Raw genomic sequence first — 12,594 nt, forward strand, 5'->3', positions numbered from 1 at the left:
GCGTTTCCCTGAATCAATTCATCCGCTTTGATTGCACGCCCAAGCGCTGTCTGTAACGCCGTTGATGGACAGGCAGGCGCAGCGTGCAAATTAGGGGTTTGCGGGAAACATGGAAATGCAGGCCAATGGAAATTCAGACGTGCCAGGCTGGCACAAATGGAGTTGATCAGTGCCCCACCCAGCGGGGTGTGATGGCACGTCTATCAACGAGTCATTTACCTCCGGTCACATCCAGAAAGGTACCGGTGACAAACGATGCCTCCGCACTCGCCAGCCAAAGAATCGCCCGCGCCACTTCCTCCGGTTGCCCGCCGCGGCCCATGGGAATTGAGTCCTTGACGCGGTCGACCCGTCCCGGTTCGCCGCCGCTGGCATGCATGTCGGTGTAAATATGGCCGGGGCGGATGCAGTTGACGCGTATGCCTTCGCGGGCCACTTCCTTGGCCAGGCCGATGGTGAAGGTTTCCAGCGCGCCTTTCGACGCGGCGTAATCGACGTATTCGTTAGGACTGCCGAGACGCGCCGACGCGGACGACACATTGATCACCACGCCACCCGGGCCGTTATGCCGGTGCGACATGCGCTTGATCGCCTGCTGGGCGCACAGGATCGGCCCGATGGCGTTGACCGCAAAGATGCGTTGCATCCGCGCGAAGTCGAGGTCTTCGAGTCGCGATTGTCTGGCCAGCATCCCGGCATTGTTGACCAGCACGTCGATGCGTCCGAACGTGCGGTCGATGGCCGCGAACAACTCGGCGACCTGTTCAGGATCGGCACTGTCAGCGCGCACCGCCAACCCCCTGCGTCCTGCGGCTTGAACATCGGCGATCACCGCCCGCGCCGCGGACTCGTTCGCCACATAGCTGATGGCGACGTCGTAGCCTTGCGCGGCGGCGAGGCGGGCCGTGGCGGCGCCGACTCCGCGGCTGCCACCGGTTATCAGCATCAACGGTGCCTGCGAGACTTCATTCATGAACCTGGCTCCTGAACAGTCGGCCGTGTCAGCCGATGATGAAAATGCCGCCGACGATCACCACGCACGCCAATATCCGCCGGACGCTGAGTGCTTCGCCGAGAAACAGATAGCCGATCAACGCTGCGAACAGCACGCTGGTTTCGCGCAATGCCGATACCGCGCCCAGCGGCGCTTCGCTCATTGCATAGATGACGATGGCGTAGGCCAGCAATGACACCAGTCCGCCGACCACCGCGGCCAGGGTTCCCGGCCGCAGGGTGAACAGGCTGCGGGCGTCGCGCAGGCCGATGTACACCGCTGGCATCAGCACGCCCCACAACGCGCACATCCACACGGTGTAGGCCAGCGGCGCGCCTGACAGCCTGGCGCCGATACCGTCGACAACGCTGTAGGCGGCGATAAAACAACCGGTGCCCAATGCGTAAGGCAGACTCGGTACCGACAGCCTGCGGCCGCTAAAGGCCAGCGAAATAATCCCGCCGGACACCAGTGCAACGCCAAGCAGTTGGCCGGGCGCGATGCGTTCACCGGCGAAAACGGCAGCACCGAGGGTGATCAGCGCGGGCGACGATCCACGGGAAATCGGATAGACCTGCCCCAGTTCAGCGACTCGGTAGCTGCGCACCAGAAACAGGTTGTAGCCGACGTGCAGCAGCGCCGAGAGCACCGCGTAACCCCAGCTAGCATCGGCGGGCATCGGCATGAACGCAGCGGCGATGACACAAGTGATCGCGATGGCGATGCACATCGCGGTCATCGACCACAACCGATCGGCACCGCCACGCAGCAGTGCGTTCCAGCTGGCATGCAGGAGTGCGGCAAAAAGAACCAGGATGACGATATGAGTAGGCATGGGCACCATATTAGGTAAGGCAATCAGCGGACTGAAGCGAAGTCTCCTCACTGTGTCATGAGCAAATACTCATGAATCCACTTAACGAACTTTCAACGCCTCGCTCATCAACCATTGGCGAAAGCTGACTATGTGCGGCTGCGCTTCGATGCCCTTCGGGCAGACAAAGTAGTAGGCCAGCGGCGAGGCGAATGGCACATCGAACAGGCGCACCAGTCGGCCATCGGCAATCTCGTTCTCGACGTGGCCGCTGCGTACCAACGCCACGCCCTGACCGAGCAAAGCGGCTTCTACGGTCATGTTGGTGTCGCCAAACCGGACGCTTTCGCGAACGGGCGAAAACCCCAACCCGATGGCTTCGAACCAGGCTTCCCATTTCGGCACCAGTTCGGCGCCATCGCGTGTCAGCAGCGGAAAGTGCAGCAATTCGGCCGGGCTGTGCGGCATGCCTAAGCGTTGCAACAATTCGGGACTGGCGACCGGAAACACCTGCTCGCCGAACAGAAATTCCGCATACAGACCTGGGTAATTGCCCTTCCCGAGCCGGATCGCCACGTCAGCCTGGCCAGCGGCGAAATGGATGATTTTGTCTGTGGTATCCAGCGCGACTAACAGCTCGGGGTGCTGCCGCGACAGACTCGGCAACCGCGGCAACAGCCATTTCAGCGCGAAGGAATAAGTGGTGCTGACGCTCAGGCGCACCCTGCCCTTTTGCTCGCGCAGATCCGCCAGCGTCGCCTCCAGACTGATGAAAAATTCCCGCACGATCGGCGCCAGCGTTGCCCCCGCGGCGGTAAGGCGCAGCGCTTTGCCACGCTCGAACAACGGCAGCCCCCACAGCGCTTCGAGGTGTTTGAGCTGATGGCTGACCGCGCTCTGGGTCACGTGCAGTTCTTCTGCGGCAGCGGTGAAAGTCGGGTGCCGGGTGGCGACTTCAAAGGCACGCAAGGTCGCGGTCGGCGGGAGATCTTTCATGGGTCTGTCATCCGATCGAATTGTCGGCCACGAGCTGAGCATGAATAACCGCTCATGATCAAGCCCAGACGCGCTTTTGGCGCATGGAGACGTTTTCATCGATGCGTCGCTTTTGCGGTTCTGTGCGACACGTCCCGTTTCGGGGCTCCCGCATTCCTGCGCAGCGATGGTAGTTTGTAAGTGCATGTGTCCTGAGGTACAGGCACGACTTATTCATCACTCTGCAAAGGAATGCCTTTCGCAATGAATGTCCCTTTCAAAAAACTCGCGGCGACCACACTGATGCTGGCCGGCCTCGCCGCCTTCATCGCGCCTGCACAAGCCAACATCACCCCGCAGCAAAGCGCCGAAATACTGAAAACCTACAACGCCGCGTCGGTGACTGATTTCCACCAGTTCCTCAGCGAACTGGGCAAAAGCGATCTGGCTAAAAAAGCCGAGATCAGCCCGGCCATCGGTGCTTATCTGAATAAAAAGACCCTGACCGCTGAACAGCAGAACGAGATCTACCGCCTGCTCGGGCTGTACACGCGGGTCAAATACAGTGCCGCGGCCACCGAAACCCTGCGTGAGCTGGTCGAGATCCCGACCTACCGCAAGGACGGCGTCGAGCAGCACGAAAACCCGGAATTCATCAAGATCGCGGCGAAGATCAAGAGCCTCGCCGAGTCGTTCGGTCTGAAATTCCGCAACATCGACAATCGCGTCTACGAAATATCCCTCGACGGCAGCGGTGAAGAAGTCGTGGGCATTCACGCGCATGCCGATGTGGTGCCGGTGACGCCGGAAAACTGGGTGCTCAAGGATGGCACCCGCCTCGCCCCGTTCAAGATCACCCTGATCGGTGATCGCATGTACGGTCGCGGCACTGAAGATGACAAGAACGGCATCGTCGTCACCCTGTACGCGATGAAGGTCATCAAGGAAGAAAAGCTGCCGCTGGTGCGCAACTTCAAGCTGCTGGTCGACACCACCGAAGAAACCACGGGTGACGCGATCCCTTACTACTTTGAACGCAATCCGACACCCAACTACAACCTCGCGCTAGACGGCGGTTACCCGGTCGTGATCGCCGAAAAAGGTTACGGCACGGTCATGGCCAACTTCGCCAAACGTAAAGGCGAAGGCAAAGGTGCAGAAATCGTTGCGTTGACCGGCGGCATGGCGACCAACCAGATTCCGTCGGCCTCGGTGGCCACCTTGCTTACCGACAAGCCCGCGGAACTGGCGGCCAGCCTGCAAAAGGCCGGTAGCGAATACGCCTGGCGCAACGGCGGCAATTTCGAGGTCAGCGCCAAAGTCGATGGCAAGGACGTCAAACTGACGGTGACCGGCGTGTCCGCGCACTCCTCCGAACCCGAGTCCGGGGTCAATCCGGTGGCGCGCATGCTCGACTTCATCAATAGCCTTGATGGCAAGGTCGCGCTCAAGCACAACCACATCACCGACGCCGCCCGTTACCTCGCCGACAACTGGGGCCTGGATTATCTCGGCAACAAGCTCGGCGTCGGCTTCTCCGACGCGTTCATGGGGCCGCTGACCACCTCGCCGACCTTTGTTGGCATGGACGACAAGACCTTCAAACTGGCGGTCAATCTGCGTGTGCCGAAAGGCAAATCGCCGGAGAAACTGAAAACCGAAATCGCCGACAAACTTGCCGCCTGGAGCAAGAAAACCCACGTCGCGGTGGCGTTCGATTATTCGGTCGCGGCGCCGATGTACCGCAACCCCGAGGGTGAATGGGTCAAGGCGTTGCTGGCGGTCGCCACTGAAAACCTTGGCATGAAACACGAGTTCGGCACCTCTGCCGGTGCAACGTCGGTGCATGAACTGCCTAACGGCGTGCAGTTCGGCCTGGCCATGCCGGACGTGAAATACACCGGCCACACCGACGGCGAATTCAAGACCGTCGAGCAATTCCAGCTGGACCTGCAGATCGTCACCGAAATGATCGGCCGCATCGGCCAGTTGCCGAAGCTCTGATCGGCCTGCCGAACCCGCCGCAATGGTGGGTTCGGCGTTTTAATCGCCGCGTAAACCTGTGGGAGCCAGCCTGCTGGCGATGGCGGTGGGTCTGGCAATGGAAGTGCCGCCTGTGGGGACGCCATCGCTTGCAGGCAAGCTCCCACATTAGATCGCATTGTGTCAGTTGGAACTCGGATACCTGTGGGTGCCAGCCTGCTGGCGATGGCGGTGGGTCTGGCGATGAAAGTGTCCCAGTGCGGCCGCCATCGCTTGCAGGCAAGCTCCCACATTAGATCGCATTGGTCAGTTGGAACTCGGATACCCGTGGGTGCCAGCCTGCTGGCGATGGCGGTGGGTCTGGCGATGAAAGTGTCCCAGTGCGGCCGCCATCGCTTGCAGGCAAGCTCCCACAGGGATCGCTTGCACCACCAGGCCAGCAATAGAAAATCAAAAGCCCCTCACCCTAGCCCTCTCCCGGAGGGAGAGGGGACTGACCGCGGTGATTGGCAGACATACGCCAACATGCAATACCGAGTCGTACTCAAGTTCTGAACGGCCCACGAATCGGCCCCCTCTCCCTCGGGAGAGGGCTGGGGTGAGGGGCGAATACACCGCCGATCCAAAGCCAACCACCCGCTTCTCACCACTCAACAATGAGCGCCAGCTCGAGTGCTTTTGATCTTGATCTTGCCTAACCAGCGACATCGGAAGGCTGAGTGCAGGGATTGATCCGGGCGTGGGAGCGCAGCGACCGTCTGGCGCAGCCAGACACAGCGGAAGGAGGTGCAGCGAAGCAAACCGTAGCCGCTGCGCCCGGATCGATCCCGGAGCGAAGGGACCCGAGCCTGCGAGGGCCGAACGCAGGAGCAAAGCCTTTTGGTTCCTTTTTGGCGTCTGAAAAAGGGACTCGCCGTAAGGGCGAAACCGCCAGCCGCAATACCCGCAGCAACGGATATGTACCCAAAACAAAAATCTCACCGCCTGAAAGCAAGCCATCGCTTGCAGGCAAGCTCCCACAAAATCCAGCGCCACCCACGAATCGTGATCGTTGCGCGAAAAGCAACACATCATTGCCCAAAAACCTATTGATAGCCCCCTAACGAAAGGCGCACGCTAGAGGGCTGATTCGGGTCTTATATCATTCCGAATGATAGTTACCTTTGCTTCATTCGATTCGTGCCATCACACCCCGCCGAGCATCATCCGCCCATCTTCAATACTTTGGCGGATGCATCCATGGAACATTCACTCAAACATTTGCGCTTCCCGATGGCCCTGTTGGCCGTACTGGTGATGAGCGCCTGCGGCAAGACCCCGGAGACCACCGCTGCCATGCCCCCTGCAAAAGTCAGCGTGGCCAAGGTGCTCGAACAACCGGTCAATGAGTGGGACGAATTCACCGGGCGCCTCGAAGCGCCGGAAACCGTTGAAATCCGCCCGCGGGTCTCCGGCCAGATCGATCAGGTAGCCTTCACCGAAGGCGCACTGGTCAAGAAAGGCGACCTGCTGTTCCAGATCGACCCGCGTCCGTTCCAGGCCGAGGTCCGCCGCCTCGAAGCACTGGTCGCCCAGGCCCGCGCCACCGCCACCCGCAGTGAAAATGAAGCCGCTCGCGGCGAACGTCTGCGCACCAGCAACGCGATCTCCGCCGAACTGGCTGATTCGCGCACCAGCGCCGCCCAAGAAGCCCGCGCCGCCGTCGGTGCTCTGCAAGCGCAACTCGACCTGGCCAAACTGAACCTGAGCTTCACCCGCGTCACCGCGCCGATCAGTGGCCGCGTCAGCCGCGCCGAAATCACTGCCGGCAACCTGGTGACCGCCGACACCACTGCCCTGACCAGCGTCGTCTCGACCGACAAGGTCTACGCCTACTTCGACGCCGACGAGCGCGTATTCCTCAAGTACACCCAACTGGCCCGCAACGGTCAGCGCGGTGCGACGACCCCGGTGTACATGGGCCTGTCCAACGAGGACGGCAACCCCCACCTGGGTCAGATGAACTTCGTCGACAACCAGGTCAACCCGAAAACCGGCACCATCCGTGGCCGCGCGGTGTTCGACAACACTGACGGCACCTATACCCCGGGCCTGTACGCACGGCTGAAACTGGTCGGCAGCGGCACCTACAACGCCATGCTGATCAACGACGAAGCCGTCGGTACTGACCTGGGCAAGAAGTTCGTCCTGGTGATGGATGCGGACAACAAAACCGCGTACCGCCCTGTCGAACTCGGGCCGAAAATCGAAGGCCTGCGCATCGTCCGCACCGGTCTGCAAAAAGACGACACGATCATCGTCAAGGGCCTGCAGCGGGTGCGTCCCGGCTCGCCAGTCACCCCTGAAGTGATTCCGATGGCCAGCGAGCAGACCCTCGCCGCCCTCGCCCAACAACGTCAAGCGCTGGAAGCCAGCAACCTGCCCAAAGTCGCCCCTGCCAAGGGTGCGTCGGGTTCGGCTGCGAAGCTGGCTGCTACGACCCCACGCGGTTAAGGGACGACAACTCCGATGAATTTTTCCCAATTCTTCATTTCCCGGCCGATCTTCGCAGCGGTGCTGTCGCTGTTGATCCTGATCGCCGGTGCGATCTCGCTGTTCCAGTTGCCGATCAGCGAATACCCGGAAGTCGTACCGCCGACCGTGGTGGTGCGTGCCAACTTCCCGGGTGCCAACCCCAAGGTCATCGGTGAAACCGTGGCTGCGCCGCTGGAACAAGCCATCACCGGCGTCGAGAACATGCTGTACATGTCCTCGCAATCGACCGCTGACGGCAAGATCACCCTGACCATCACCTTCGCCCTGGGCACTGACCTGGACAACGCGCAGGTGCAGGTGCAGAACCGCGTGACCCGGACCGAGCCGAAGCTTCCAGAAGAAGTGACGCGCATCGGTATCACCGTCGACAAGGCCTCGCCCGACCTGACCATGGTTGTGCACTTGACCTCGCCGGACAAGCGCTACGACATGCTCTACCTGTCCAACTACGCGATCCTCAACATCAAGGATGAGCTGGCGCGTCTCGGCGGTGTCGGTGACGTGCAACTGTTCGGTATGGGCGATTACTCGCTGCGTGTCTGGCTCGATCCGAACAAGACCGCTTCGCGCAATCTGACCGCAACCGACGTGGTCACTGCGATCCGCGAGCAGAACCGTCAGGTCGCTGCCGGCCAGCTCGGCGCGCCCCCTGCCCCGACCGCGCAAAGCTTCCAGCTGTCGATCAACACTCAGGGCCGTCTGGTCACTGAGGAAGAGTTCGAAAACATCGTGATTCGTGCCGGCGACGACGGTGAAATCACCCGCCTCAAAGACATCGCCCGCGTCGAACTCGGTTCCAGCCAATACGCTTTGCGTTCGCTGCTGAACAACCAGCCGGCCGTGGCGATCCCGATCTTCCAGCGTCCGGGCTCCAACGCCATCGATATCTCGAACGAAGTTCGCGGCAAGATGGAAGAGCTGAAGAAAGGCTTCCCGCAGGGCATGGACTACAGCATCGTCTACGACCCGACGATCTTCGTGCGCGGCTCGATCGAAGCGGTGGTTCACACCCTGTTCGAAGCGCTGATTCTCGTGGTGCTGGTGGTGATCCTGTTCCTGCAGACCTGGCGCGCCTCGATCATTCCGTTGGTGGCGGTGCCGGTATCGTTGATCGGTACGTTTGCGGTGATGCACCTGTTCGGTTTCTCGCTCAACGCCTTGTCACTGTTCGGTCTGGTACTGGCGATTGGTATCGTGGTGGACGACGCCATCGTGGTGGTGGAGAACGTCGAGCGAAACATCGAGCTCGGACTGACACCGGTCGAAGCGACCAAACGGGCAATGCGTGAAGTGACCGGCCCGATCATTGCGACGGCGCTGGTGCTGTGTGCGGTATTCGTACCGGCAGCGTTCATTTCCGGCCTCACCGGGCAGTTCTACAAGCAGTTCGCCCTGACCATCGCCATCTCGACGGTGATCTCGGCCTTCAACTCGCTGACCCTGTCGCCAGCGCTGGCCGCCGTCCTGCTGAAAAGCCACGACGCACCGAAAGACCGCTTCTCGAAAGTGCTCGACAAGATCTTCGGTGGCTGGCTGTTCCGCCCGTTCAACCGTTTCTTCGATCGCGCCAGCCATGGCTACGTCGGCACCGTGCGCCGGGTTATTCGTGGCAGCGGCATCGCCCTGCTGCTGTACGCAGGCCTGATGGTGCTGACGTTCTTCGGTTTCTCCAGCACGCCGACCGGTTTCGTCCCCGGCCAGGACAAGCAATACCTCGTGGCCTTCGCGCAACTGCCGGACGCCTCGAGCCTGGACCGTACCGAAGACGTGATCAAGCGCATGTCTGACCTGGCGCTGAAACAGCCAGGCGTGGAAAGCGCCGTAGCGTTCCCGGGCCTGTCGATCAACGGCTTCACCAACAGCCCGAACGCCGGCATCGTGTTCGTCACCCTGAAACCGTTCGACGAGCGTAAAGACCCGAGCATGTCTGCCGGGGCAATCGCCGGGGCCTTGAACGGCCAGTACGCGAACATTCAAGAGGCGTACATGGCGATCTTCCCGCCACCGCCAGTACAGGGTCTGGGCACCATTGGTGGTTTCCGTCTGCAAATCGAAGACCGTGGCAACCTCGGTTACGACGAGCTGTACAAAGAAACCATGAACATCATCAACAAGAGCCACAACGTGCCGGAACTGGCCGGTCTGTTCACCAGTTACACCGTGAACGTGCCACAGGTCGATGCCGCCATCGACCGCGAAAAAGCCAAGACCCACGGCGTGGCCGTCAGCGACATCTTCGACACCCTGCAGATCTACCTGGGTTCGCTGTATGCCAACGACTTCAACCGCTTCGGGCGCACCTATCAGGTCAACGTTCAGGCCGAACAACAGTTCCGCCTCGAATCCGATCAGATCGGTCAGCTGAAAGTACGCAACAACAAAGGCGAAATGATCCCGCTGGCGACCTTCATCAAGGTCAGCGACACCTCGGGTCCGGATCGTGTGATGCATTACAACGGCTTCATCACCGCTGAAATCAACGGTGCGGCAGCTCCCGGTTACAGCTCCGGCCAGGCCGAAAAAGCCATCGAGAAATTGCTCAAGGACGAACTGCCGAACGGCATGACCTACGAGTGGACCGACCTGACCTACCAGCAGATTCTGTCTGGCAACACCGCGCTGTTCGTGTTCCCGCTCTGCGTACTGCTGGCGTTCCTGGTGCTCGCCGCGCAGTACGAAAGCTGGAGCCTGCCACTGGCGGTGATCCTGATCGTACCGATGACCCTGCTGTCGGCCATCACCGGCGTAATCATCTCGGGCGGTGACAACAACATCTTCACCCAGATCGGCCTCATCGTACTGGTGGGACTTGCATGCAAGAACGCGATTCTGATCGTCGAATTCGCCAAGGACAAACAGGAAGAAGGCCTCGACCCGCTCGCCGCGGTGCTGGAAGCCTGCCGTCTGCGTCTGCGGCCGATCCTGATGACCTCCTTCGCGTTCATCATGGGTGTGGTGCCACTGGTGTTCTCCAGCGGTGCCGGTGCCGAGATGCGTCACGCCATGGGTGTGGCGGTGTTCTCCGGGATGCTCGGGGTGACCTTCTTCGGTCTGTTGCTGACGCCAGTGTTCTACGTGCTGATCCGTAACTTCGTTGAACGCAGTGAGGCCCGCAAGGCGGCCAAGGCGCACAACCTTCCAAAGCCACTGGAGGCGCATCAATGAGTCTGAAAGTCTTCCTGCCGAGCCTGTTGGTGCTGGCCCTCAGCGCCTGCGCCGTCGGCCCCGACTACAAGACCCCAGCCACGGAGGCGGCCAACATCACGGCCGCCACCGACGGCGCCGCCGGGCAAAAGAACTTCGACCGGTCGAAATTCGAAGGCATCTGGTGGCAGCAATTCGATGACCCGACCCTCAACCAGTTGGTCACGCAATCGCTGCAAGGCAACCGTGAACTGCGCGTAGCGTTCGCCCGCTGGAAAGCCGCTCGGGCGATCCGCGACGATGCCAGCAACGACGCGATGCCGACCATCACCAGCCGTGCCAGCAGTGACCTGGGCAAAGGCCAGATTCCTGGCCAGACCACCGACCGGGTCAACAGCGAACGCTACGATCTGGGCCTGGACATGGCTTGGGAACTGGACCTGTTCGGGCGCATCCAGCGCAATCTGGAAGCCAGCGACGCCGACCAGCAGGCGGCCGAAGCCGACCTGTATCAACTGCAAGTCACCATGATTGCCGAACTGGTCGACGCTTACGGGCAACTGCGTGGTGCGCAACTGCGTGAAAAGATTGCCGTGGCCAACCTGAACAACCAGGTCGAGTCGCGCAAGATCACCGTCAGCCTGCGTGATGCCGGTGTCGGCGATCAGCTCGACGTCGAACGCGCCGATGCGCGCCTGGCCAACGTCGAAGCGACCGTGCCGCAATTGCAGGCGGAACAGGTGCGGCAGAAAAACCGCATCGCCACCCTGCTCGGCGAGCGCCCGGACAAGCTGACCGTCGACCTCAGCCCGAAAGACCTGCCAGCGATTGCCAAGGCCTTGCCGATCGGCGATCCGGGTGAACTGCTGCAACGTCGCCCGGACATTCTCAGCGCTGAACGCCAACTGGCCTCAGCCACGGCGCGCATCGGTGTGGCCAAGGCCGATCTGTTCCCACGGGTCAGCCTCAGCGGCTTCCTCGGCTGGACCGCCGGGCGCGGCTCGCAAATCGGCTCCTCGGCCGCCAACGCCTGGGCCCTCGGCCCGAGCATCACCTGGGCTGCATTTGACCTCGGCAGCGTGCGCGCCCGTTTGCGCGGCGCCGATGCCGAAGCCGAAGGCGCCCTGGCGACCTATGAGCAGCAAGTGCTGCTGGCGCTGGAAGAATCGGAAAACGCCTTCAGCGATTACGGCAAGCGTCAGCAACGGCTGATTTCGCTGATCCGCCAGAGTGAATCGAGCCGCAAGGCCGCCGACCTCGCTGAAATCCGCTACCGCGAAGGCACCACCGACTTCCTCGTGTTGCTCGATGCACAGCGCGAACGGCTGAACGCCGAAGACAGCCAGGCCCAGGCCGAAGTTGATCTGTATCGCGGCATCGTCGCCATCTACAAAGCCCTCGGCGGCGGCTGGCAGCCGGAGACCGTTGCCAGCAAATAACCGTTGTAACTGAGCTCCTTTGGTTGGCCGCAACCAACCAATTTTTTTGCCCCGCGTATCATTCGGTCGCGGGGTTTTTTTTTGGTTTTTTTATGGTTTTTTATGGTTTGTGATTTTGTTGGGGGTCGTGGTGGGTCAGTTTCAGTGGTGTCGGCTGACCGGCCGCCATCGCTTGCAGGCAAGCTCCCACATTTTGATCGCATTCTTTCAGTTGGGATGCGGTCGACCTGTGGGAGCCAGCCTGCTGGCGATGAACGATAACGCGGTAGGCCTGCAGATCCCCTCACCCCAGCCCTCCCGAAACGTCGGACCGCCCGGAGGGAGAGGGAACTGACCGGGGTGGATGAAAGAGATGCGCCAACGCGCAACACCGAGTCGAACTCAGGTTTTGAACGGCCCACAAATCGGCTCCCTCTCCAAGGGGAGAGGGCTGGGGTGAGGGGCGAATCCACCACAAATCCCAAGCCAATCACCCGCTTCTAACCACTCAACAATGAGCGTTAGCTCGCGTGCCCTTGATCTTGATCTTGCCTAACCAGCGACATCGGAAGGCTGAGCGGAGGGATTGATCCGGGCGTGGGAGCGCAGCGACCGTACGACGAAGTCGTACACAGCGGAAGGAGGTGCAGCGAAGCAAACCGTAGCCGCTGCGCCCGGATCGATCCCGCAGCGAAGGGACCCGAGCCTGCGAGGGCCGAACGTAGGAGCAA

General features: G+C 61.1%; 7 protein-coding genes. 4 read left to right on the top strand and 3 right to left on the bottom strand.

Translation table 11 applies throughout. From position 1 onward, the window contains the following. Positions 1-211: 211 nt before the first annotated feature. From BLU52_RS12400 to gcvA, 3 genes are all read right to left on the bottom strand, one after another. Positions 212-973, bottom strand: coding sequence for an SDR family oxidoreductase (locus BLU52_RS12400; protein WP_090283537.1), 762 nt, complete (start codon positions 971-973; stop codon positions 212-214). Positions 974-1,001: 28 nt separating this feature from the next. Continuing rightward, positions 1,002-1,829 carry a DMT family transporter gene (locus BLU52_RS12405; RefSeq protein WP_090288532.1) on the bottom strand — a complete coding sequence of 276 codons (828 nt, stop codon included), beginning with the start codon at positions 1,827-1,829 and terminating at the stop codon, positions 1,002-1,004. 81 nt (positions 1,830-1,910) lie between these two features. After that, positions 1,911-2,804 (bottom strand): transcriptional regulator GcvA, encoded by an 894-nt coding sequence (gene gcvA / locus BLU52_RS12410; protein WP_090283539.1) that lies wholly within the window; start codon positions 2,802-2,804, stop codon positions 1,911-1,913. A 243-nt stretch (positions 2,805-3,047) separates the two neighbouring features. Between gcvA and BLU52_RS12415 the strand changes: the two genes are divergently transcribed. The 4 genes from BLU52_RS12415 to BLU52_RS12430 all read left to right on the top strand — a co-directional run bounded on the left by BLU52_RS12415 (position 3,048) and on the right by BLU52_RS12430 (position 11,884). Beyond that, complete coding sequence (locus BLU52_RS12415; RefSeq protein WP_090283541.1) at positions 3,048-4,787, top strand: dipeptidase; 1,740 nt, start codon at positions 3,048-3,050, stop codon at positions 4,785-4,787. Between the two features lie 1,218 nt (positions 4,788-6,005). Continuing rightward, complete coding sequence (mexE, locus tag BLU52_RS12420) at positions 6,006-7,259, top strand: multidrug efflux RND transporter periplasmic adaptor subunit MexE (protein WP_090283543.1); 1,254 nt, start codon at positions 6,006-6,008, stop codon at positions 7,257-7,259. Positions 7,260-7,274: 15 nt separating this feature from the next. Further along, positions 7,275-10,466 carry an efflux RND transporter permease subunit gene (locus BLU52_RS12425; protein WP_090283546.1) on the top strand — a complete coding sequence of 1,064 codons (3,192 nt, stop codon included), beginning with the start codon at positions 7,275-7,277 and terminating at the stop codon, positions 10,464-10,466. Next, entirely contained in the window at positions 10,463-11,884 is a 1,422-nt protein-coding gene (locus tag BLU52_RS12430) for an efflux transporter outer membrane subunit (RefSeq protein ID WP_090283548.1), read from the top strand. The genes BLU52_RS12425 and BLU52_RS12430 overlap by 4 nt, the downstream gene beginning before the upstream one ends. Positions 11,885-12,594 lie beyond the last annotated feature (710 nt).

It is taken from the genome of Pseudomonas granadensis (assembly GCF_900105485.1).
Lineage (GTDB): Bacteria > Pseudomonadota > Gammaproteobacteria > Pseudomonadales > Pseudomonadaceae > Aquipseudomonas > Aquipseudomonas granadensis.

What these genes read in the sequence shown, in the direction of transcription:
- BLU52_RS12415 (WP_090283541.1), top strand. Translation starts at nt 3,048, where the DNA reads ATGAATGTCCCTTTCAAAAAACTCGCGGCGACCACACTGATGCTGGCC.
- mexE (WP_090283543.1), top strand. Translation starts at nt 6,006, where the DNA reads ATGGAACATTCACTCAAACATTTGCGCTTCCCGATGGCCCTGTTGGCC.
- BLU52_RS12425 (WP_090283546.1), top strand. Translation starts at nt 7,275, where the DNA reads ATGAATTTTTCCCAATTCTTCATTTCCCGGCCGATCTTCGCAGCGGTG.
- gcvA (WP_090283539.1), bottom strand. Translation starts at nt 2,804, where the DNA reads ATGAAAGATCTCCCGCCGACCGCGACCTTGCGTGCCTTTGAAGTCGCC.
- BLU52_RS12405 (WP_090288532.1), bottom strand. Translation starts at nt 1,829, where the DNA reads ATGCCTACTCATATCGTCATCCTGGTTCTTTTTGCCGCACTCCTGCAT.
- BLU52_RS12400 (WP_090283537.1), bottom strand. Translation starts at nt 973, where the DNA reads ATGAATGAAGTCTCGCAGGCACCGTTGATGCTGATAACCGGTGGCAGC.
- BLU52_RS12430 (WP_090283548.1), top strand. Translation starts at nt 10,463, where the DNA reads ATGAGTCTGAAAGTCTTCCTGCCGAGCCTGTTGGTGCTGGCCCTCAGC.